We start from the raw sequence: 20,607 nt of genomic DNA, 5'->3' as shown, positions 1-20,607 counted from the left end.
TCATCCGCGAAAGCCACACCGCAGAACATCAGACACACCGCACCGCTTTCTTCGCGGATAAATCCGCTCCTACATGATCGGTTTAGCCACCCACGGGCGCTGACTCGATGAATTTGACCAAGGTGCGGCCCAATTCATCGGCCAATGGCAGGTTGGGGTTTTGGTAGGACTCCCGCTGCTGCTTGGGGTCTGCGGGCACGATGCGCAGCACGTGGTTCATGCCACCGATGGTCACCAACTGTGCATCCGGCTTGGCCGCTTGCAGGGCCTTGGCGTCCTTGATGCTCACCTGCAGGTCGGTGCTGCCCTGTACGATCAACGCTGGCATCTTCAACTGGGCGAAGGCGGCGGCCGGATCCTGGCGGAACAGCGAGATCAGGTACGGCTGCACGCTGGGGCGGAACGCACTGTCCAACGGCGGCTGCACGTCTGGGTCCAGTTGGCCGGCCTTGAGGCGGTCGATCAGTTGGTCGCCGCGCCGCGCCAGGGGCGGGGGCAATTGTTCGTGCAGTTGCTCGCGCAGCACCTGGTCTACCGGGCGGCCGCTGCCGGCCAGCGAAACCACCGCCGCGGCGCCGGCCGGGTTGGCCGCGAGCGAGGCGATCAAGGCGCCTTCGCTGTGGCCCAGGATCACCAGCGGGCCAAAGCGTGGGTCGGCCTTGAGCTTACGGCCCCAGGCCACGGCGTCGGCCACATAGCCTTCCACGCTCAGGGTGCGCTCGTCGGGTGCCAGGGCCTGGCCGCTGGCCACGCCGCGCTTGTCGTAACGCACGCTGGCAATGTTGTTGCGCGCCAAGAAGATCGCCAGCTTGCGCAGGCTGTCGTTGCGCCCGCCCTCGGGGTTGTTGCCGTCGCGATCGGTGGGGCCGGAGCCGGCGATGATCAGCACCATGGGCACGGGCTTGTCCGAGCGTGGTAACAGCAGCGAGCCGTGCAGCACGCCGGTGCCGGTGTCCAGGTCGATGGGGCGTTGCAACACGACGGGGGCGGCCTGGGCGATGCCGGTCAACAGCAGCAGAACGAGGGAAACAACACGTAACATCATCAGGCCACTAGTGGGTAAGGTGTCGATTGGACTAAAGCAGGCGCATTAGGTTCGCCCCAGGGATGAATAGCGCGCCCGGCCTGAGTATACTGGCGGCCTGATTTGATTTGGCTGAATTCGCGGAGCGTCCTGCATGTCCGGCAATACCTACGGCAAGCTGTTCACTGTCACCACCGCTGGCGAGAGCCATGGTCCGGCGTTGGTCGCCATTGTCGACGGCTGCCCGCCCGGCATCGAGCTGTCTGTGCAAGACCTGCAGCGCGACCTGGACCGGCGCAAGCCCGGCACCAGCCGGCACACTACCCAGCGCCAGGAAGCAGACGAGGTGGAAATCCTCAGCGGCGTATTTGAAGGCCGCACCACCGGGTGCTCCATCGGCCTGCTGATCCGCAACACCGACCAGAAGTCCAAGGACTACTCGGCCATCAAGGACCTGTTCCGGCCGGCCCACGCCGACTACACCTACCACCACAAGTACGGTGAGCGTGATTACCGCGGTGGTGGCCGCAGCTCCGCGCGCGAAACCGCCATGCGCGTGGCCGCCGGTGCCATCGCCAAGAAGTTCCTGGCCAAGCAGGGCATCGTCATCCGTGGCTACATGAGCCAACTGGGCCCCATCGAAATTCCGTTCAAGACCTGGGATTCGGTGGAAGACAACGCTTTTTTCTGCCCTGACCCTGCCAAAGTGCCGGAACTTGAAGCCTACATGGACCAATTGCGCCGTGATCAGGATTCGGTTGGCGCCAAGATCACCGTGGTCGCCGAGGGCGTGATGCCGGGCCTGGGCGAGCCGATCTTCGACCGCCTGGACGCCGAGCTTGCCCACGCGTTGATGAGCATCAACGCGGTGAAGGGCGTTGAGATCGGCGCAGGTTTCGCCTGTGTCGCCCAGCGTGGCACCGAGCACCGTGACGAGATGACCCCGCAGGGCTTTCTGAGCAACAACGCGGGCGGCATCCTGGGCGGCATCTCGTCCGGCCAGCCAATCGTCGCGCACCTGGCGCTCAAGCCGACCTCCAGCATCACCACCCCAGGCCGTTCGATCGACGTGGATGGCAACCCGGTGGACGTGATCACCAAGGGCCGCCATGACCCGTGCGTGGGTATCCGCGCCACACCGATCGCCGAAGCGATGATGGCCATCGTGCTGATGGACCACCTGCTGCGCCATCGCGGCCAAAACGCCGATGTGCGCGTTAACACCCCGGTGCTGGGCCAACTGTAGTGCCTGTGGCTGGCGGCGCGCCAAGCGCCGCACTGCCGGTGCCGTACTGGCGCCTGTCCGGGTTCTACCTGTTTTATTTCGCCCTGCTGGGCGCCACGGCGCCGTTCCTGGCGCTGTACTTCGACCACCTGGGCTTTGCCAGCGCGCGTATTGGCGAGCTGGTGGCCATCCCCATGCTGATGCGCTGCGTGGCCCCCAACCTGTGGGGCTGGCTGGGCGACTATACCGGCCGGCGGCTGGCCATCGTGCGCTTCGGCGCAATCTGCACCCTGGGCTGTTTCTCACTGATCTTCGTGAGCAAGACCTACGCCTGGCTGGCGATGGTGATGGCCTTGCACGCGTTCTTCTGGCACGCGGTGCTCCCGCAGTTCGAAACCATCACCTTGGCGCACCTGCAGGGGCAGGCCTCGCGCTACAGCCAGATCCGCCTGTGGGGTTCCATCGGTTTCATCCTGACGGTGGTGGTGATGGGCCGGCTGTATGAGTGGTGGAGCCTGGATGTGTATCCGTATGCACTGGTGACCATCATGGCCGGTATCGTCGTCAGCAGCTTCTGGGTGCCCAACGCGCAGTTCACCGCGCAGGGCAACCGCCTGGCGGGCGATGGCTTCCTGCACCAACTGACCCGCCCCGGGGTATTGGCTTTCTATGCGTGCGTGGCGCTGATGCAGATCAGCCACGGCCCGTACTACACCTTTTTGACCCTGCACCTGGAACACCTGGGGTATGACAGAGGCCTGATCGGCATGGTCTGGGCGGTGGGCGTGGTGGCCGAAGTGCTGATGTTCATGGCCATGAGCCGCCTGCTGACGCGCTTTTCCGTGCGCCAGGTGCTGGCCGCAAGCTTTCTGCTGGCCGCGCTGCGCTGGTGGTTGCTGGGCAGCTACGCCGAGTACCTGCCGTGGCTGATCGTGGCGCAGGTACTGCATGCCGCCACGTTCGGCAGTTTCCACGCTGCCGCCATCCATTTCGTGCAACGCACCTTTGGTGCCCGCCAGCAAGGCCAGGGCCAAGCGCTTTACGCTGCACTGGCCGGTGTCGGCGGGGCGTTGGGCGCCTTGTATTCAGGCTACAGCTGGAACACTCTGGGCCCCACCTGGACGTTCGCCATCGCCAGCATCGCTGCGCTGGCCGCTGCCATGATTATTGTCACGCGCCTGAAAGAGGACAAGGCATGAGCCTTAACCGTGAACACCTGGCCCGGCAAATCATCGATGCCGGGCGCTTTCTCTACGGCCGTGGCTGGTCGCCGGCCACCAGTAGCAACTACTCGGTGCGCCTGTCGGCCAGCCAGGCCTTGCTCACGGTGTCGGGCAAGCACAAGGGCGAGTTGGGCCCGGATGACGTGCTGGCCACCGACCTTGCCGGCAACAGCCTGGAGCCTGGCAAGAAGCCGTCGGCCGAGACCTTGCTGCACACCCAGCTCTACACGTGGAAGGCGGGCATCGGCGCGGTGTTGCACACCCATTCGGTGAACGCCACGGTGTTGTCGCGCCTGACCACGGCTGGCCACCTGGTGTTTGAAGACTACGAGTTGCAGAAGGCCTTCAGCGGCGTGACCACCCACCAGTCCACGGTATGCGTACCGATTTTCGACAATGACCAGGACATCACTCGCCTGGCGAGCAAGGTGCAGCCCTGGCTGGACGCGCACCCCGAGTGCGTTGGCTACCTGATCCGTGGCCACGGCCTGTACACCTGGGGCACGCAAATGAGCGACGCGCTGCGGCAGATCGAGGCGTTTGAATTTCTGTTTGAATGTGAATTGAAAGAGCGCGCCGTCACCGGTCGCTAATAAGAGGAGTTGCCCCCTGATGAGCAGCCTGAGCGTCTACCACCAGTCCCACCCAGACCTTCCCAACAAGGTACTCACCCACCTTGAAGACATCGCCAGCACCCTGGCCGAGCACGGCGTGCAGTTCGAGCGCTGGCAGGCGTCTGCACCCATCAAGCCCGGCGCCAGCCCGCAGGAGGTGATCGCTGCCTACCAGGTGCAGATCGACCGCTTGATGACCGAGCGTGGCTACCTCACCGTCGACGTGATCAGCCTGGACAGCGACCATCCGCAAAAGGCCGAACTGCGCGCCAAGTTCCTCGATGAGCACCGCCATGGCGAAGACGAAGTGCGTTTTTTCGTCGCCGGGCGCGGCCTGTTCAGCCTGCACATCGGTGAGTACGTGTACGCCGTGTTGTGCGAGAAAAACGACCTGATCTCGGTGCCGGCCGGTACGCCGCACTGGTTCGACATGGGCGAGCACCCACACTTCGTGGCGATCCGCCTGTTCAACAACCCGCAAGGCTGGGTGGCCACGTTCACCGGTGAGCAAATCGCCAGCCTGTTCCCTCGGCTGGAAGACTGAGCCATGGCCATCAAAGCCATCCTCACGGACATCGAAGGCACCACCAGCTCGGTGAGTTTTGTGTTTGACGTGCTGTTCCCGTTTGCCGCCAAGCACCTACCCGCCTACGTGCGTGAGCATGCCGCCGAACCTGCGGTGGCCGAGCAGTTGGCGGCCGTGCGGGCCGAGGCGGGCGAGCCGGGCGCTGATGTGCAGCGGGTGATCGAGATCCTGCAGGGCTGGATGGCCGAAGACCGCAAGGCCACGCCGCTCAAAGCGCTGCAAGGGATGGTGTGGGCCCAGGGTTATCACGCAGGCCAGCTAAAAGGCCACGTGTACCCGGACGCCGTCCAAGCGCTCAAGCGCTGGCACGCCGCGGGGTATCAGCTATTCGTGTACTCGTCGGGTTCGGTTCAGGCGCAAAAGCTGATTTTCGGGTGCTCGGAGGCGGGCGACCTGACGCCGTTGTTCAGCGGTTATTTCGATACGACATCGGGGGGCAAGCGCGAGGCGCAGTCTTACGCCACGATCAGCCAGGCGATAGGCATCGCGCCGGATGAGGTGTTGTTTCTATCGGATGTGGCCGAAGAGTTGGATGCCGCACGGCAGTCAGGTATGCAAACTCGGGGATTGGTGCGCAATGGCGAGGTGTTGCCTGGCCACGAGAGTGTGGCGAGTTTTGCGTTGATCGACGTTTGAATGGTAGTGAACCTTTCGCAGATCAATCCGCTCCTGTAGGAGCGGTTTAATCCGCGAACCACTGACTCATGCCGAGTGGTAGGTAGGCAGGGCAAAGCGGTTCTGGCTTTGCAGCATGTTGATTGCTGGCAATTCGCTCGCCTGGCCCGCCAGGTCACGGCGGATGGCGCTGATCACCCAGGTCAGTTGTTCGGCGGTGTGCAGTTGAGCGTACGAAATAGACCTTCTGATCTGCTTCCCTTCGCTGTCACGCAGGGTCAACAGTACCGCGCCATCTGGACGTGGCTGGGTAGTGACGTCGTAACCGGCAAATACGGAAGCGAATTTTTCTTGAATGAAGTTCATGTCAGCTCCTGGCTCTTTGGTTGGCAAACCTGTGAGTAAGGAGTGCAGCGACTGTGCCAGTTTTGAACTTATTAAAAAATCCTTTAAAAACAGACACTTAAAAATTAACAGGATTTTTTGTTTCGTGCAATTTGCATGAAAGGCCTGGTGGCACACTGCAATTTGCTTGGTCGGGGAGGGGGCAATAGACAGGCAGGGACAGATTTTTTCGTATTCCCTACTGTCTATGACAGCGTAAAGGCAATTAGTTCTCTCGTTCGGCACCATAGTCCCACTCTGTTGACCAGTGGCGTGGGGTGCCGGGACAATGCCGCCTATCAAGCCAGCCAGGAGGTTCCCGTGTCAGATGATCAAACCGCTCGCCAAATGAGCCAGGAAGAAGCCGCCGAATTCGCCGAACAGGTGTTCGACGTGGCCCGCAAAGGCGATGCGCAGATGCTCGGCCGTCTGTTGGAAAAAGGCTTGCCGGTGAACCTGCGCAACCACAAGGGCGATACCTTGCTGATGCTGGCCGCCTATCACGGACACCACGAGGCGGTGAGCGTGTTGTTGGCCCACAAGGCCGATCCGGAAATCCGCAACGACAACAACCAGAGCCCTATCGCAGGCGCCGCCTTCAAGGGCGACCTGGCCATGGTGCAGTTGCTGGTAGCGCAGGGCGCCAGCGTCGAAGGTGCCGGTGGTGATGGGCGTACTGCATTGATGATGGCGGCGATGTTCAACCGCACGGCCATCGTCGATTACCTGATCAGCCAAGGTGCCGACCCGCAGGCGCAGGACGCCAACGGCACCACCGCCCTGGCCGCCGCCAAGACCATGGGCGCCCAAGACACCGCCGCGCAGCTGGAAAAACTGCAGGGCTGATACCCAGGGGGCTCGATAAGGGCTATCCTTTGCGCCCTTTTTTGCTCTGCCACAGGTGCCGCGCCATGAAAACCCAACTGATTGAACTCATCACCAAGATCAGCTCCGGTTGCATGGCGCAGGACGAAATCGAACGCGTCGCCGGCGAAGCGGCCCAAGCCTACGCCGACCCGGGCGTCTTTCTGGCCGCCAACCCGGACATCAACTACGACGACACCTTCCCCATCCCCCTGGGCGAATGGGTCGTGGTCGGCAGCCTGCCAGAAACCGTGTTGTTCCAGGCCGACACCTACCCCGACCTGCTGCAACAGATCACCGACTCCTTCGGCCCTGCCGTCACCTTCAACATCAAACCCAAGCAACTGGCCAAGACCGAGCCGCTCACCGCCCTCAACCGCATCCAGGTGCAACTGGGCAGCATGAGCAAGGAAGATGGCGGTTACGTGCTGGTCAACTTCAGCCAGTTGCTGGATGACGAAATGCAGGCCGTACTGGTATTCGGCAACGACCTGCCGCGCGTGCTGGAATTGTGCGCCGAGCTGAACATCGCCGCGGCACCTTCGTTGGAAGCGTTGAAGGTGGCGGTTCACGTTTAAGCTTACTAGGCCTTTTTTTGCGCCGGCTGCGAAGGCGTTCGCTTCAGGTTTCTAGGGAACCCCCACAAACCCCGGCTATCCTAATGAAGGTACCCTCACTTCAAGGAATGTCTCCATGGGTTCTACCTTCAATGGCCTGGTTGGCCTGATTATCCTGGCGCTCGATATCTGGGCGATCATCAATGTGGTCAAGAGCGGCGCCGAGGTCGGGATGAAGGTGCTGTGGGTGTTGCTGATCCTCTTGCTGCCGGTATTGGGCTTGATCATCTGGGCGATTGCCGGGCCGCGGGGCAATGTACGGCTGTAGTCGGCAGGTGAATGATTACGCGGGTTTTTGTTACTCGATACTACAACGCAGAGGCGCCTGAGGGCGCCTTTGTGTTGTCTTATCCCAAGCTGCAGGCCTTGTGCCTGGCGGCCTGCTATTAATTGCATGGCTTTTTCGCGGATGAATCCGCTCCTACGGTAGGCGGCGATTTGTCCGACAAGGCTACGAAATTTTCACGATGCACCTTCGACAATCCCCCGCCTTGTTGCCGCGCCAGACACAAAGGCTGTGCATCGCGTGCGCAATGGTGCACCATTTGCCGCCTCGAAATACCACAACTCCAATTCCACCTGAATCCAATGGATCTTCTATAGACATGGCTATTCCGGACGCCTTGAGTCAAGAGCGGGCCGCCCAGCGCCCGCAACCGACCGTCAAATCGCACCTTGCCTACATATTGCTCAGCGGCGTGGCCATGATGGTCCTGCTGAGCCTGTTGCGCCTGGCACTGTTGATCTACAACCGCGAGATGATCCTCGATACACCGGCCTCGACCTTCGTCGAGGCGTTCGGCAACGGCTTGCGCTTCGACATCCGCCTGGTGGTGTACGTGCTGATCCCGCTGGTACTGGCGCTGCTCAGTGCACGGGCCATGGCCGCACGTGGCCTGTTCCGCTTCTGGTTGACGCTGACCAGCAGCCTGATCGTGTTCTTCGGTTTCATGGAACTGGACTTTTACCGCGAGTTCCACCAGCGCCTCAACGGCCTGGTGTTCCAGTACGTGAAGGAAGACCCGAAAACCGTACTGAGCATGCTTTGGTACGGCTACCCGGTGGCCCGTTACCTGATCGGCTGGGCCGTTGGCACCTGGCTGCTGAGCCTGGTGTTCAAGGGCATCGACCGCCTGACCCGCCCACGCTATGTCAGCGGCGGTGTCGCGGTCCGTGGCGTGGCGCCGTGGTACGCCCGCATTGGCGTGCTGGTGCTGTGGCGCGCTGATCATCGTAGTGGCGGCGCGTGGCACTCTGCGCCAGGGCCCACCGCTGCGTTGGGGTGATGCCTACACCACCGACTCCAACTTCGCCAACCAGTTGGGCCTCAACGGCATGCTCAGCCTGATTACCGCGGCCAAGGCGCGCATGTCCGACGAACGCGACAATATCTGGAAGTCGACGCTGCCGGTGGCCGAGGCCCAGCAAACCGTGCGCGACATGTTGCTGACCAGCAACGACAAGCTGGTGGATGCCGACATCGCCCCGGTGCGCCGCGACTTCACGCCGCCGCCTGAAAACACCCTGCCGATCAAGAACGTGGTAGTGATCCTGATGGAAAGCTTCGCCGGTCACTCGGTGGGCGCCTTGGGTGCATCCGGCAATATCACGCCGTACTTCGACAAGCTGTCCAAAGAGGGCCTGCTGTTCGACCGCTTCTTCTCCAACGGCACGCACACCCACCAGGGCATGTTCGCCACCATGGGCTGCTTCCCCAACCTGCCAGGGTTCGAATACCTGATGCAAACCCCGGAAGGTGCCCACAAGCTGTCGGGCCTGCCGGAGTTGCTGAGCGCGCGTAACTACGACGACGTGTATGTCTATAACGGCGATTTCGCCTGGGACAACCAGTCTGGCTTCTTCAGCAACCAGGGCATGACCACGTTCATTGGCCGCAACGACTTCGTCAACCCCGTGTTCTCGGACCCGACCTGGGGTGTTTCCGACCAGGACATGTTCGACCGCGGTGCCCAGGAACTTTCCAAGCGCGCCGCCACCGGCAAGCCGTTCTACGCACTGCTGCAAACCCTGTCCAACCACACCCCGTACGCGATCCCGGATCCGCTGCCGGTAGACAAAGTCACCGACAAAGGCTCGCTGAACCAGCACCTGACCGCCATGCGTTACTCGGACTGGGCGCTGGGCCAGTTCTTCGAAAAGGCCAAGAAAGAGCCTTATTACAAGAACACCCTGTTCATCGTGGTGGGTGACCATGGCTTCGGCAACGACCAGCAGATCACCGAGATGGACCTTGGCCGCTTCAACGTGCCGCTGCTGCTGATCGCCCCGGGCATGCAAGAGAAGTTCGGCAACGTGAGCCACACCGTGGGCACCCAGATCGACATCGTGCCCACCATCATGGGCCGCCTGGGCGGTGAAACGCGCAACCAGTGCTGGGGCCGTGACCTGCTGAACCTGCCGGAAGGCGACAAGGGCTTTGGCGTGATCAAGCCTTCGGGCAACGAGCAGACCGTGGCCATCATCACCGGTGACCGCATCCTGGTCGAACCCAAGGAGATGCCGGCACGCATGTTCCGCTTCCAATTGGGCGCCGATCCCAAGGCCGAGCCTATCTCCGACCAGCCGGACGAGGCAGACCTCAAGCGCAAGTTGGAGTCGTTTATCCAGACCGCTACCAAGGCGCTGCTGGATAACACTGCAGGCGTTGTGCAAGGCAAATAGGCCTTGATGTGTCAGCAACATGAAAAAAGGCCCCTCGGGGCCTTTTTTCATGTTCGTGCAGGTACATGTGCTGAACGTTGGGGGGCCGGGCAGGTCAAGAGTAGTGAGGTTAATCTCACACGGCTACAGCTGGGTTTGCTGAGGAGATACTAATGAAAAAGTGGGAAATCGCTTTCGTGGATGAACATGGCGATCTGCTCAAGCTGCTGGTGGAGTCCGAGCAGCGTCCTTCAGATGAAGAGGCTGCCAAACATGTGCGCTCGCACTACCGCCCGGTGCTGGACAAGGCCGACCTCAATGATTTCGAAAACCGTACCGAGCAACCCACGGCCAAGGTGTTGAAGGACATGAATGCCATGGAAGTGCGCTCCGTGACCCCGGTCGACTGATTTTCGCGCCCCTGCCAGGCCCCCCTTGGCACGGGCGTTCCCTTCGCGCTACTCTGCAAGCGAGGCAAACGGTTAAACCGCCGCGCTTCACGTCTTGTCAGCTCCATGCTTGTTTCCGGTAATCATGCATTACGCAATCCATTCGCCGTTAGTCAGTCAGCGGAGGTCCGGGAAGTACTGAAAGTCTATCCATCGTATTGAGGAGGACGGTTCATGAGCACAGCCTATCAAGAAGACATCAGCACTCAAGTGCTGCGCCGCATGAAAGAAGGCGGGTTTGATTTCTCCAGTATTCACCCCATCGAGTTCTACGCCGTCTTTCCCGACGAAAAGCGTGCGCGCACGGCTGCCGGGAAGTTTCGCGGTGAATCGCTCAATGCCCAGGTCAGTGAGCGGGACGACGGGGCGTGGCACCTTGAGTTAAGCAAGGTGATGCACGCAACCTATGGTGGCATTGGCGAGTTCGAGCTGGATTTCGAGGCGGTGGTCGCCCCCTTGGGCGGAGAAATCGAAGGCTGGGGTGTAAAACATGAAGTGCGCAGGCCCCAGGCTTAGGGTTTCAGCGTTACAAGAAACGGTCGACCCCAGGGTTGGCCGTTTTTATTTCCAGCATCAACGCCCCTCGTCCAAGCGCCAGGCAAAAAAAGGTTCTTCGCGGAATTCTGGGAAATAGGCACATCATATCCTGCCCGTGCCCGTGCCCGTGCCCGTGCTCTCTGGCCGCTGGCTCTGCTCTTGATCTGCTCTTGATCTGCTTGGCTTTTGATCTTGATTGTATGCCCCATTAAGCGCCCGGGCCGACTGGAGGCGTCGATCAAGCGGCCGGAGGCGTAGCCGCCGGAGACGGAGCCGGAGGAGCTTCTATTCCGGGCCGTCGTCCGCTTGAGCGATGCCGGAGGGAGGGGACCCGTAGCGCAGCGTAGGGCCCAAGCAGGGGCAAGCCTTTTTTGCTTACTTTTTGTGGCGTTTGACAAAAAGTGAGCCGGCGTAAGGCCGGAAAGGTGAAGTGGCCGCGCCCTTGGTAATGGATATGTACATGATTTTTGAAGCATGCTCCGAGGACGGTGGGCATATCCATTGGTTAGGGTGATGCCGAATCACCTTTCCGCCCTTACGGCGTCTTACTTTTTGTCAAACGCCACAAAAAGTAAGCAAAAAAGGCTTGCCCCTGCTTGGGCCCTCCGCTGCGCTGCGGGTCCCCTCCTTACGGCGTCGCTCAAGGGGCAGACGGCACCGGCTATAGAAGCTTGCCGGCTGCCGTCTCCCTCGGCTGCGCCTCGGGCCCTGCGGGCCGCCCCTTGATCGACGCCTCCAGTCGGCCCGGGCGCTTTACGGGGCATACCATCAAGATCAAAAGCAGATCAAGATCAAGATCAAGATCAAGATCAAGTGGCCTCCCCCTAGATAATGGATATGCTCGCAATTCTCAGAAGCAGGATTCCGATGCCTTGCACATATCCATTGGTTAGGGTGATGCCGAATCACCTTTCCGGCCTTACGCCGGCTCACTTTTGGTCAAACGCCACAAAAAGTAAGCAAAAAAAAGCCACCTCGAGCAAGGTGGCGGAAAGGGAATCTGGTTGCCGTAAGAGCTTTCTCACTGGCTTGTAAGAATTATTAACGAAGTAGGCCAGCCAGTGAAATCAACTCTGTCTATGCTGGTCATAGCATTAACCCTGCTTCGCAATGGAGCACGGTGCATTGTGGTGCACTGTCAAGCGCACGGGAATGGTGCGGGTAATTTGTTTTTTTTATTCAAGTGATTGAATTTTAAGCGTTTATGCCGATGGCACGGGCCTTGCGATGGTCTTGGTGTCCGGGTGACAAGGAGTACGGCATGATCCGCACCTATTATGATGAGATGTACGATGCCGGCGGTATTGTCCGCCCGCATTATCGGGAGTTCGCCCGCTGGCTTGCCGAGACGCCCGAAGAGCTCCTGGCCCAGCGGCGGCGTGAGGCCGACCTGTTGTTTCATCGTGCCGGCATCACCTTCACGCTCTATGGCGATGAGCAGGGCACCGAGCGCCTGATCCCTTTCGATACCATCCCGCGCAGCATCCCGGCCAGTGAGTGGCGCGTGGTGGAACGTGGGTGTATCCAGCGGGTAAAAGCACTGAACATGTTCCTGGCCGACCTGTACCACGGCCAGCGCATCATCAAGGCCGGGATCATCCCCGCCGAGCAGGTACTGGCCAACGAGCAGTACCAGTTGGCCATGCAGGGGCTCAACCTGCACCGTGACATCTACTCGCACATCTCCGGGGTTGACCTGGTGCGCGACGGCGATGGCACCTACTACGTGCTCGAAGACAACCTGCGCACCCCCAGCGGCGTGAGCTACATGCTCGAAGACCGCAAGATGATGATGCGCCTGTTCCCCGAGCTGTTCGCCGCCCAGCGCATCGCCCCCATCGACCATTACCCCAGCCTGTTGCTCGACACCCTGAAAAGCTCCAGCCCCATCGATAACCCAAGCGTGGTAGTGCTGACCCCGGGTCGTTTCAACAGCGCCTTTTTCGAACACGCCTTCCTGGCGCGCGAGATGGGCGTGGAGTTGGTGGAAGGGGCCGACTTGTTTGTGCGCGACGACAAGGTGTTCATGCGCACCACCGACGGCCCCAAAGCCGTGGACGTGATCTACCGGCGCCTGGACGACGCGTTCCTGGACCCGCTGGCCTTCAACCCCGATTCGATGTTGGGGGTGCCGGGCCTGCTGGCCGCCTACCGCTCTGGCAATGTGATCCTGGCCAACGCCATCGGCACCGGGGTGGCGGACGACAAGTCGGTGTACCCGTATGTCACCGAGATGATCCGCTTTTACCTCGACGAAGAACCCATCCTCAAGAACGTGCCTACCTGGCAATGCCGCAAGCCTGAAGAATTGTCCCACGTGCTGGCCAACCTGCCAGACCTGGTGGTCAAGGAAACCCAGGGTTCCGGTGGCTACGGCATGTTGGTGGGCCCGGCCGCGAGCGCCGCTGAAATCGAGAATTTCCGCGCACGCCTCAAGGCCCGTCCCAACGCCTACATCGCCCAGCCGACCCTGTGCCTGTCGACGTGCCCGACCTTTGTTGAAAACGGCATTGCGCCGCGGCACATCGACCTGCGCCCGTTTGTGCTGGCCGGGCGTGAAACCCGCGTGGTGCCGGGCGGTCTGACCCGTGTCGCGCTGCGGGAAGGCTCGCTGGTGGTCAACTCATCCCAGGGCGGCGGTACCAAGGACACTTGGGTGGTCGAGGATTAAGGATGCCTGCCAATGTTAAGTAGAACTGCCTCTGACCTGTATTGGATGTCGCGTTACCTGGAGCGGGCGGAAAACCTCGCCCGCATGCTCGATGTCAGCTATTCGTTGAGCCTGATGCCCCAGGATGGTCGCGGTGACGGCCTGCATGAAGTGGCCATGCCACTGCTGATCACCGGCACCCTGGAGGACTACCTGGAGCGCCACGGCCAATTGCACGCCGAACGCTTGCTGCACTTCTTTGCGCTGGACGCGGCCAACCCGGCCAGTATCTACAGCTGCCTGGGCGCGGCGCGGGCCAGTGCCCATGCCGTGCGCGGGCGCATCACCGCCGACATGTGGGAAAACATCAACGCCACCTGGCTGGAGATCCGCGGGATTGCCGAGCAGGGCCTGGGCCGCTATGGCATGAGCCGCTTCTGCGAGTGGATCAAGGAGCGTTCGCACCTGTTTCGCGGGGCCACCTACGGCACCATCATGCGCAACGATGCGTTCCGTTTCATCCGCCTGGGCACCTTCATCGAGCGCGCCGACAACACCTTGCGCCTGCTCGACGCGCGCTACGAAATGTTTGGCGACGCCGCCGAGAACATGGACGACAGCTCGGCGCGCGGGTACTACCAATGGAGCGCCTTGCTGCGCGCGTTGTCGTCCTTTGAGGCGTATACCGAAATCTATCGCGACGCACCCTCGGCTCGTTTCGTGGCCGAAATGTTGCTGTTGCGTGCCGATGTGCCGCGCTCGCTGCGCGCCTGTACCGAAGAGATCGATCAGATCCTCGCGAGCCTGCCGGGGGCCAACGGCCGCCCGGCCCAGCGTCTGGCCGCCGAACTGGATGCGCGACTGCGCTACACCGGTATCGGCGAGATCCTCGACGAAGGGCTGCACGCCTGGCTGACCGAATGTATCCCGCTGGTGCGCCAGTTGGGCAACGCTATCCACAGCTCTTACCTGGAGGCTGTATGAGACTTTCCATTAGTCACGAGACCGCCTATCAATACGAAGACGAGGTGCGCGCCAGCATTCAGTACTTGCGCCTGACGCCCCATGACAGCGACCGCCAGCACGTGCTGAGTTGGCAACTGGACCTGCCCACCTCGATCAAGGCGCAGATCGATCCGTTCGGTAATATCTTCCACGTATTGACCCTGGATCGCCCCCATGACCGCATCGTCATCGGCGCCCGTGGCCAGGTCGAGATCGACGAGAAGACCGAATCCGAGCACGAATCGCAATCGGCTTACCCGTTCCTGCGTTTCACCCGCCTGACCGAAGCCGACGAGGCCCTGCGCGCCTTTGCCGCCAAGGAGTGCAGCAAGCGCCGCGACCGGAGCGGGCTGATCGACCTGATGGGCGCGCTGAATCAGCACATGACTTACACGCCGGGCGCTACCGAAGTCGACACCACGGCCGCCACGGCGTTTGCCGGGCGCGCCGGCGTGTGCCAGGACCACACCCATGCGTTTCTGGCCTGCGCGCGCAGCCTGGGCATCCCGGCGCGCTATGTGTCGGGTTACCTGTTTACCGAAAGCAGCGAACACCTGGCCAGCCACGCCTGGGCCGAGGCCTGGCTGGATGACGCCTGGTACAGCTTTGACGTGACCAACCAATTGGCGCGCCCGGAGCGCCACTTGAAATTGGCCGTAGGCCTGGACTACCTGGACGCTTGCCCGGTGCGCGGCATGCGCCGTGGCGGTGGGTTCGAGCAGATGCATGCCAAAGTGGTGGTCACGCCTGCGCCTTTGATTCGGGTACAGCAGCAGTAACGGCCAGGGTAACGGCGGGGCTGTCACTGGCCTGCCTTGCGCCCCGCCATGTGCTGCAAGTAGCCCACCAGCAACGCCAGCTCTTCATCTGGCAACACCTGCGCGCTGAACCCCGGCATCTTCGCCTGCGGCCAGCGCCGCATGGCTTGCGGGTCACGAATGTAACGCTGCAGAAAACCTTGCGAAAAATACTCGGTCGGGCTGAAGGGGATATTCAGGTCCGGGCCAAACTGTGCGTCGCCCTGACCGTTGAGGCGGTGGCACGCCAGGCAGTTTTTCTGGAATAGCGCGAAGCCCCGGTTGACCGGGTCATCGGCGGCCAAGGCCGGGTCAGGCCGCATGGCCGGGAAGCGTTCGGCCACGCTGGCCAGTTGGCGCAGGCTGGCGATTTGGAAGGGCCACTGCTCGGGGCCGATATGGCCGGCGGCAGGCTCGCTCCAAATAAGGTAAAACGGCCCTGCCGACGGTTTGCCGGGGGCCAGTGGCGGCCAGGGGTGGGCGGGATCTTCCACGGCCAGCCAGGCGCGGGTCTTGCCGGTGGCCAGCAGCGGGGCTGCCGGCAGTTCCGCAGCAAACCCGTCCAGCGCCACGGCCTGCACATGGTCCTGGGCCGTCAGGCCAGGCAGCAGCGCAGCCACGGGCACCACCCGGTAGGTCATGCCGCGTTTATAGGCCACGTCGTCCGGGATGTGCAGCGTGCGCGCCTGCGGGTGCCGGAGCAATTCGGCGCTCTGCCAGGTGCGCGACTGGGTGCCCAGCGCAACCGTCAGGCTGGCGGCAAGGGCCTGGCCTGCCAGCAGCCAGCCGATCAGCAGTAGAAAGAGTCGGATTGGCATAGGCGAAACAGCGCCGCGTTGAGTTCGGTGTAATTGCCGCCATTGACGATATTCATGTAGCCGCGTTGCGCCAAGGTGCGTTCGGCCGACAGGGCATGTTCGTTGGTGTCGCTGTAGATGACCACGGTGCGGTTTTTGTCTTCCACCACGCGCCCTAACTGATAGGCCAGGCCGCGAGTGTCGATTTCCGAGGACATCTTGCGAATCGTCATGTCCACTTGCAGTGAATTGTGGATGTTGCCTGCGGCGAAATCCGAGTCGTTACGCAGGTCGAGTATCAATACGCCGTTGCCGATCTCATCCACCGCATGATCAATGTCGACCACGGCGTGAGCCGCAGTGCACGTCAGCAGGGCGGACAGTGCCGGCAGGACAATCCATTTGCGCATAAACCAATCTCCATCGGGCCAGAGGGAAGATTGGCACACAAGTGCCCAGGCCGGTAGTTGACCGACATTAAAAGTTGATTGCGCTGCTCAACCGAACAGGCGGCTGAGGTTGGGAAGTATCAGGAGCAAGGTGGTTGCGAAAACGATCAGACCTGCCTGGCGAAGCTTGTTGTGTTTGAACATGGCGAGCTGCCTTCTTGTTGTTCTTCCTGAATGCCGACTGCTGGGCTGTGATAGCGCCTGGCCGAGACGTGCACTGTTGCCATTCGAGACGCCGTCGGATCGGAAAATTCCGCTTCGGCCGCGTCCATGACTAACAGTAGGGCCCGCGCGGGCCGTGGCTTAGAACGGTTTTATCTGTATTTAGAGTGAAATTTGATTATTTTGAGATATAGCCCATGGCTATCCCTGAATCAGCACGCAGGCTAGACGCGTCGCGTTGGCCGACTGGTGAATCCTTTCACGTATGACCATTCGTCCGACTGCGCCGAATGGTTGTGACTTGCACGCTACACACCGTCGTACTTGCCATGTGTGAATGATCAAGGCACGCTTCGCCGCTCATTCTCGCCTTTATTCGTGTCGGGTACTTTTATGTCGTTACGCATTTGCATCCTGGAAACCGATGTCCTGCGCCCAGAGCTGGTCGAGCAGTATCAGGGCTACGGCCGGATGTTCGAACAGTTGTTCGCGCGTCAGCCCATTGCGGCCGAGTTTTCCGTATACAACGTGATGAACGGCCAATACCCCCCCGATGATCTGCAGTTTGACGCCTACCTGGTCACGGGCAGCAAGGCCGATTCGTTCGGCAACGACCCGTGGATTCAAACCCTGAAGGCCTTCTTGCTGGATCGTTACCAGCGTGGCGACAAGCTGTTGGGCGTGTGTTTTGGCCATCAGTTGTTGGCGCTGCTGTTGGGCGGCAAGGCCGAGCGTGCGACCCAGGGTTGGGGCGTGGGCGTGCACGACTACCAGGTGCCGGGCCGTGCGCCCTGGATGAGCCCTGAAGTCCAGGAGCTGTCACTGCTGATCAGCCATCAGGACCAGGTCACCGCGTTGCCCGAAAACGCCACGGTGATCGCCAGCAGCCCGTTTTGCCAGTTTGCCGCGTTCCATATCGGCGACCAGGTCCTGTGTTTCCAGGGCCACCCGGAGTTCATGCACGATTATTCCCGCGCGCTGCTCGACCTGCGCCAGCAAAGCCTGGGGCCGGTGGTGTATGACGCAGCCATCGACAGCCTGGGGCGTGAGCACCATGGCACCACGGTGGCGGAGTGGATGATGCGGTTCGTGGCGCACAATCGGTAAATCGTTGGCACTTGGCTCGCGGAAAAATCCGCTTCTACACGGCGTCTGAATTCGCGGATAAATCCGCTCCTACAGAGACGGCGGCGTGCTTTTCGCGGATAAATCCGCTCCTACGGGGTATTCGCGTGCCTCTGTAGGAGCGGATTTATCCGCGAAAGGCCGCACCGCCGATCTACAACCACCCCGACCGCTTGAAGCTCCAATACAACGCCCCGCACCCCACTCCGATCGCCCCCAGCACGGCAAAGTAGCCGTAATGCCAGCTCAACTCCGGCATGTTCTGGAAGTTCATCCCATAGATCCCTGCCACCGCCGTGGGGAACGCCAGGATCGCTGCCCAGGCGGCAAACTTGCGCTGCACGATGCTTTGCCGTGACGACTCCAGCAACAGGCCGATCTCGATGGTTTGCGAGGCGATGTCGCTCATGGTGCCCAGGTCTTCCATCTGCCGGTTGACGTGGATTTGCACGTCACGGAAGTAGGGGCGCATGTTCTTGTCGATGAACGGGAAGTCCAGGCGCTGCAGCTCTTCGCTGATTTCCACCATGGGCGCCACGTAGCGGCGCATGCGCAACAGGTCACGGCGCAGGCAGTGCAGGCGCTGGATGTGTCTTCTTCGTGCAAGGCGCCGCCCAGCACGTTGCGCTCCAGCGCCTCGATCTCGGCGTGGATGGATTCGCTGACCGGCTGGTAGTTCTCCGTGACGAAGTCCAACAGGGCGTACAGCACGAAGTCTTCGCCATGGTCCAACAGCAGCGGGCGCGCCTCGCAGCGCTGGCGCACCAGGGCATAGGAGGCCGAGTGGCCGTTGCGGGCGGTGATGATGTAGCCGTTGCCGGCAAAGATATGGGTTTCGATGAACTCCAGCTTGCCGTCCTGGCGTACCGGCGAATAGGTGACGATGAACAGCGCGTCGCCGAAGGTTTCAAGCTTGGGCCGGCTGTGCTTCTCCAGGGCGTCTTCGATGGCCAGTTCATGCAGGCCGAACTGGCGCTGCAGGTTGGCCAGCTCTTCGGCGTTGGGTTGTTCCAGGCCGATCCACACGAAATGATCAGCCTTGCGGGCCCATTGCGCCCCTTCGTCGAGGCTGATGTTGGTGACTTTCTTTCCGGCGCTGTAGACGGCTGCAGCAACGACTCGACCCATGGTTATTCGCTTCTTGATCTGAGGGCAGTAAAAGCAGGCACTAAATGACAACAGCCTAGCTTGTCCTGCCTGATCAGAGTGGGCAAGGTGTTTGGCAGTTCACGCCACTTGCACGTCGCGCTCCATGGCGTCGATGCACTGTTGCATCTGTTGTTGGCACTGTTGGATCAATTGGGGGATGTCGGCAGCGCTCAGCCCCGTGGTCGGGATCGGTGCAAGCGAACGAATGCTGATCTTGCCGCTGCGCAAGCTGCCCAGGCGCAGGCGCCGGGCGTAGCGGCTGACGCACACCGGTACGATCGGAACGCCGGCGTCAATGGCCATCTGGAACGCCCCGCGCTTGAACGGCATCAGCTCACTGCCTGAATTGCGGGTGCCTTCGGGGAACACCCAGATCGAGGTGTTTTCCTGGGTCAGGGTGCGGGTGGTGGTTTGCAGGGCCTTGCGCGCTTTCGCCGAGTTGCCGCGATCGATCAACACGTTGCCGCCCAGCCAGAACAACTGGCCGAAGAAGGGCACCCACTTGAGGCTCTTTTTGCCGATGCACACCGTGCGCGGCGGCACCACCTTGCCCAGCACGAACAGGTCATAGTTGGACTGGTGGTTGGCCACGATCACGCAACCCGGTGGCTGGTCGAACAGTGGGCCGACCTCAGTCTTCAAGTCCAGCCCCAGGATCTTCACGGCCGGGTGGCCATAGAGGCGGGCGAACAGGCGGCTGTTGTCCGGGTTGAACGGGCGACACAGGCCAATCAGCAGGCCCAGCGCGCCCACCACGATAAAGTGCAGGCCCATCAGAAACATGCGAACAATAAAAAGCATCCCGCGACTCACTTGGCAAAAAGTCGCGGGAGTGTACGGTCGTGCACTGTGTTCGGCAATTGGGTGAAATCTGTTGTCACTCAATAGCTTGGCGATGGGGCCGCTGCTCCTACAGGGAGCGGGGCGTTACGCCAGGTGTTGCTGATCCAGATCGATCGCCCGGTCCAGTGCTTCCAGCAGCGCCCTGCGTACCTTGAGCTTGGTGTTCCTGTGCGCGGTCATGTTGATTTTTTTCAACTGTTGGGCAGCGGCCAGGGCGGTTTCGCGCAATTGTTCAGGCTCGACCACTTTATCCAGGAAGCCGGCGTCTGCCGCGCTTTGCGGGATGAACATCTCGCCATTGATCACCGAGCGCTGGAACGCCGCGCGGCCCAGGCGATCGCGGGCCAACTCGATGCCGGCGTGGTGCATGGTCATGCCGATCTGCACTTCATTCAGGCCAATGCTGTATGGCCCGGCCACGCCGATGCGGTAATCGGCCGACAGCAGCAGGAAGGCGCCCTTGGCCACTGCATGCCCGGGGCAAGCGACGATGATCGGGAAGGGGTGCGACAGCAGGCGGCGGGCCAGGGTGGAACCACTGGCAACCAGGCTGACCGCCTGTTGAGGGCCGGCGGTCATCACCTTGAGGTCGTAACCGCCCGACAAAATGCCCGGCTGGCCAGTTATGATCACGATGGCCCGGTCCTGCTCGGCCCGGTCGAGCGCGGCATTGAAGGCGACGATCACGTCCGGCGAAATGGCGTTGACCTTGCCGTTGTGCAACGTCAGGGTGGCGATGCCATCGTCGAGTTGGTAGTCGATCAGCTCACTCATTGCGCAGTTCCTTATAATGGTTTGGGGCAAACGTTACTCAGCACCATCGTCCCAGTA

At 61.3% G+C, this 20,607-nt stretch carries 20 protein-coding genes and 2 pseudogenes; 15 read left to right on the top strand and 7 right to left on the bottom strand.

Annotated elements, in window-relative coordinates; translation table 11 throughout:
* Positions 1 to 82 precede the first annotated feature (82 nt).
* Positions 83 to 1,045, bottom strand: a complete 963-nt coding sequence (locus L9B60_RS04370) for an alpha/beta hydrolase (protein ID WP_249676675.1) — start codon at positions 1,043 to 1,045, stop codon at positions 83 to 85.
* Between the two features lie 133 nt (positions 1,046 to 1,178).
* Between L9B60_RS04370 and aroC the strand changes: the two genes are divergently transcribed.
* The 5 genes from aroC to mtnC are packed head-to-tail and all read left to right on the top strand — an operon-like array spanning position 1,179 to position 5,308.
* Positions 1,179 to 2,270, top strand: coding sequence for a chorismate synthase (aroC, locus tag L9B60_RS04365; protein ID WP_249676674.1), 1,092 nt, complete (start codon positions 1,179 to 1,181; stop codon positions 2,268 to 2,270).
* Positions 2,271 to 2,302: 32 nt separating this feature from the next.
* Positions 2,303 to 3,448, top strand: coding sequence for an MFS transporter (locus tag L9B60_RS04360; RefSeq protein ID WP_249679653.1), 1,146 nt, complete (start codon positions 2,303 to 2,305; stop codon positions 3,446 to 3,448).
* On the top strand, positions 3,445 to 4,065 hold the full coding sequence (locus L9B60_RS04355; RefSeq protein WP_249676672.1) for a methylthioribulose 1-phosphate dehydratase: 621 nt from the start codon (positions 3,445 to 3,447) through the stop codon (positions 4,063 to 4,065). Before L9B60_RS04360 ends, L9B60_RS04355 begins: the two co-directional genes overlap by 4 nt.
* A 19-nt stretch (positions 4,066 to 4,084) precedes the next feature.
* Complete coding sequence (locus tag L9B60_RS04350; protein ID WP_249676667.1) at positions 4,085 to 4,630, top strand: 1,2-dihydroxy-3-keto-5-methylthiopentene dioxygenase; 546 nt, start codon at positions 4,085 to 4,087, stop codon at positions 4,628 to 4,630.
* A gap of 3 nt (positions 4,631 to 4,633) precedes the next feature.
* Positions 4,634 to 5,308 (top strand): acireductone synthase, encoded by a 675-nt coding sequence (gene mtnC / locus L9B60_RS04345; protein WP_249676664.1) that lies wholly within the window; start codon positions 4,634 to 4,636, stop codon positions 5,306 to 5,308.
* A gap of 66 nt (positions 5,309 to 5,374) precedes the next feature.
* Here mtnC and L9B60_RS04340 read toward each other — a convergent pair whose 3' ends face one another.
* The gene (locus L9B60_RS04340; protein WP_249676661.1) at positions 5,375 to 5,653 is read right to left on the bottom strand and encodes a DUF3509 domain-containing protein; all 279 of its coding nucleotides are present in this window, start codon (positions 5,651 to 5,653) and stop codon (positions 5,375 to 5,377) included.
* A gap of 366 nt (positions 5,654 to 6,019) precedes the next feature.
* Here L9B60_RS04340 and L9B60_RS04335 point away from each other — a divergent pair, with 366 nt between their 5' ends.
* From L9B60_RS04335 to L9B60_RS04295, 9 genes and pseudogenes are all read left to right on the top strand, one after another.
* A complete protein-coding gene (locus tag L9B60_RS04335; RefSeq protein WP_438866125.1) occupies positions 6,020 to 6,517 on the top strand; it encodes an ankyrin repeat domain-containing protein in 498 nt (165 codons plus the stop codon).
* A 65-nt stretch (positions 6,518 to 6,582) separates the two neighbouring features.
* The gene (locus L9B60_RS04330) at positions 6,583 to 7,113 is read left to right on the top strand and encodes a hypothetical protein (RefSeq protein ID WP_249676654.1); all 531 of its coding nucleotides are present in this window, start codon (positions 6,583 to 6,585) and stop codon (positions 7,111 to 7,113) included.
* 115 nt (positions 7,114 to 7,228) lie between these two features.
* Positions 7,229 to 7,420 (top strand): PLDc N-terminal domain-containing protein, encoded by a 192-nt coding sequence (locus tag L9B60_RS04325; RefSeq protein ID WP_249676652.1) that lies wholly within the window; start codon positions 7,229 to 7,231, stop codon positions 7,418 to 7,420.
* A gap of 337 nt (positions 7,421 to 7,757) precedes the next feature.
* Positions 7,758 to 9,834, top strand: a pseudogene (locus tag L9B60_RS04320) (LTA synthase family protein).
* 152 nt (positions 9,835 to 9,986) lie between these two features.
* Positions 9,987 to 10,223 (top strand): hypothetical protein, encoded by a 237-nt coding sequence (locus tag L9B60_RS04315; protein ID WP_249676650.1) that lies wholly within the window; start codon positions 9,987 to 9,989, stop codon positions 10,221 to 10,223.
* Between the two features lie 213 nt (positions 10,224 to 10,436).
* Positions 10,437 to 10,778 (top strand): ribonuclease E inhibitor RraB, encoded by a 342-nt coding sequence (locus tag L9B60_RS04310; protein WP_249676648.1) that lies wholly within the window; start codon positions 10,437 to 10,439, stop codon positions 10,776 to 10,778.
* A gap of 1,282 nt (positions 10,779 to 12,060) precedes the next feature.
* Positions 12,061 to 13,470 (top strand): circularly permuted type 2 ATP-grasp protein, encoded by a 1,410-nt coding sequence (locus L9B60_RS04305; RefSeq protein WP_249676646.1) that lies wholly within the window; start codon positions 12,061 to 12,063, stop codon positions 13,468 to 13,470.
* Positions 13,471 to 13,482: 12 nt separating this feature from the next.
* The gene (locus L9B60_RS04300; RefSeq protein ID WP_249676644.1) at positions 13,483 to 14,433 is read left to right on the top strand and encodes an alpha-E domain-containing protein; all 951 of its coding nucleotides are present in this window, start codon (positions 13,483 to 13,485) and stop codon (positions 14,431 to 14,433) included.
* On the top strand, positions 14,430 to 15,233 hold the full coding sequence (locus L9B60_RS04295; RefSeq protein ID WP_249676642.1) for a transglutaminase family protein: 804 nt from the start codon (positions 14,430 to 14,432) through the stop codon (positions 15,231 to 15,233). Before L9B60_RS04300 ends, L9B60_RS04295 begins: the two co-directional genes overlap by 4 nt.
* Positions 15,234 to 15,256: 23 nt before the next feature.
* On the opposite strand, the gene L9B60_RS04290 is transcribed toward L9B60_RS04295, so the two are convergent.
* Positions 15,257 to 16,069, bottom strand: a complete 813-nt coding sequence (locus tag L9B60_RS04290) for a cytochrome c (RefSeq protein ID WP_249676639.1) — start codon at positions 16,067 to 16,069, stop codon at positions 15,257 to 15,259.
* Positions 16,042 to 16,458: a rhodanese-like domain-containing protein gene (locus L9B60_RS04285; RefSeq protein WP_249676636.1), complete on the bottom strand. Its 417-nt coding sequence runs from the start codon at positions 16,456 to 16,458 to the stop codon at positions 16,042 to 16,044. Before L9B60_RS04285 ends, L9B60_RS04290 begins: the two co-directional genes overlap by 28 nt.
* Positions 16,459 to 17,052: 594 nt before the next feature.
* Here L9B60_RS04285 and L9B60_RS04280 point away from each other — a divergent pair.
* The gene (locus L9B60_RS04280) at positions 17,053 to 17,766 is read left to right on the top strand and encodes an amidotransferase (protein WP_249676633.1); all 714 of its coding nucleotides are present in this window, start codon (positions 17,053 to 17,055) and stop codon (positions 17,764 to 17,766) included.
* Between the two features lie 172 nt (positions 17,767 to 17,938).
* Here the strand turns inward: L9B60_RS04280 and L9B60_RS04275 are convergent.
* The 3 genes and pseudogenes from L9B60_RS04275 to L9B60_RS04265 all read right to left on the bottom strand — a co-directional run bounded on the left by L9B60_RS04275 (position 17,939) and on the right by L9B60_RS04265 (position 20,550).
* Positions 17,939 to 18,912, bottom strand: a pseudogene (locus tag L9B60_RS04275) (magnesium and cobalt transport protein CorA).
* A 99-nt stretch (positions 18,913 to 19,011) separates the two neighbouring features.
* Positions 19,012 to 19,734: a lysophospholipid acyltransferase family protein gene (locus L9B60_RS04270; protein WP_249676631.1), complete on the bottom strand. Its 723-nt coding sequence runs from the start codon at positions 19,732 to 19,734 to the stop codon at positions 19,012 to 19,014.
* A gap of 126 nt (positions 19,735 to 19,860) precedes the next feature.
* Positions 19,861 to 20,550, bottom strand: a complete 690-nt coding sequence (locus tag L9B60_RS04265) for a crotonase/enoyl-CoA hydratase family protein (RefSeq protein ID WP_249676629.1) — start codon at positions 20,548 to 20,550, stop codon at positions 19,861 to 19,863.
* Between the last annotated feature and the right edge of the window lie 57 nt (positions 20,551 to 20,607).

Source organism: Pseudomonas abieticivorans, from assembly GCF_023509015.1.
GTDB classification, from domain to species: domain Bacteria; phylum Pseudomonadota; class Gammaproteobacteria; order Pseudomonadales; family Pseudomonadaceae; genus Aquipseudomonas; species Aquipseudomonas abieticivorans.
The sequence above is the reverse complement of the archived record's forward strand: the minus strand, read 5'-3'. Positions and strand labels throughout refer to the sequence as shown.

Coding starts and splice junctions, on each gene's coding strand:
- L9B60_RS04295 (WP_249676642.1), top strand. CDS start 14,430: ATGAGACTTTCCATTAGTCACGAGACCGCCTATCAATACGAAGACGAG.
- L9B60_RS04355 (WP_249676672.1), top strand. CDS start 3,445: ATGAGCCTTAACCGTGAACACCTGGCCCGGCAAATCATCGATGCCGGG.
- L9B60_RS04290 (WP_249676639.1), bottom strand. CDS start 16,069: ATGCCAATCCGACTCTTTCTACTGCTGATCGGCTGGCTGCTGGCAGGC.
- L9B60_RS04285 (WP_249676636.1), bottom strand. CDS start 16,458: ATGCGCAAATGGATTGTCCTGCCGGCACTGTCCGCCCTGCTGACGTGC.
- L9B60_RS04325 (WP_249676652.1), top strand. CDS start 7,229: ATGGGTTCTACCTTCAATGGCCTGGTTGGCCTGATTATCCTGGCGCTC.
- L9B60_RS04315 (WP_249676650.1), top strand. CDS start 9,987: ATGAAAAAGTGGGAAATCGCTTTCGTGGATGAACATGGCGATCTGCTC.
- L9B60_RS04305 (WP_249676646.1), top strand. CDS start 12,061: ATGATCCGCACCTATTATGATGAGATGTACGATGCCGGCGGTATTGTC.
- L9B60_RS04330 (WP_249676654.1), top strand. CDS start 6,583: ATGAAAACCCAACTGATTGAACTCATCACCAAGATCAGCTCCGGTTGC.
- L9B60_RS04270 (WP_249676631.1), bottom strand. CDS start 19,734: ATGCTTTTTATTGTTCGCATGTTTCTGATGGGCCTGCACTTTATCGTG.
- L9B60_RS04370 (WP_249676675.1), bottom strand. CDS start 1,045: ATGATGTTACGTGTTGTTTCCCTCGTTCTGCTGCTGTTGACCGGCATC.
- L9B60_RS04350 (WP_249676667.1), top strand. CDS start 4,085: ATGAGCAGCCTGAGCGTCTACCACCAGTCCCACCCAGACCTTCCCAAC.
- L9B60_RS04265 (WP_249676629.1), bottom strand. CDS start 20,550: ATGAGTGAGCTGATCGACTACCAACTCGACGATGGCATCGCCACCCTG.
- L9B60_RS04335 (WP_438866125.1), top strand. CDS start 6,020: ATGAGCCAGGAAGAAGCCGCCGAATTCGCCGAACAGGTGTTCGACGTG.
- L9B60_RS04300 (WP_249676644.1), top strand. CDS start 13,483: ATGTTAAGTAGAACTGCCTCTGACCTGTATTGGATGTCGCGTTACCTG.
- L9B60_RS04310 (WP_249676648.1), top strand. CDS start 10,437: ATGAGCACAGCCTATCAAGAAGACATCAGCACTCAAGTGCTGCGCCGC.
- L9B60_RS04280 (WP_249676633.1), top strand. CDS start 17,053: ATGTCGTTACGCATTTGCATCCTGGAAACCGATGTCCTGCGCCCAGAG.
- L9B60_RS04340 (WP_249676661.1), bottom strand. CDS start 5,653: ATGAACTTCATTCAAGAAAAATTCGCTTCCGTATTTGCCGGTTACGAC.
- mtnC (WP_249676664.1), top strand. CDS start 4,634: ATGGCCATCAAAGCCATCCTCACGGACATCGAAGGCACCACCAGCTCG.
- aroC (WP_249676674.1), top strand. CDS start 1,179: ATGTCCGGCAATACCTACGGCAAGCTGTTCACTGTCACCACCGCTGGC.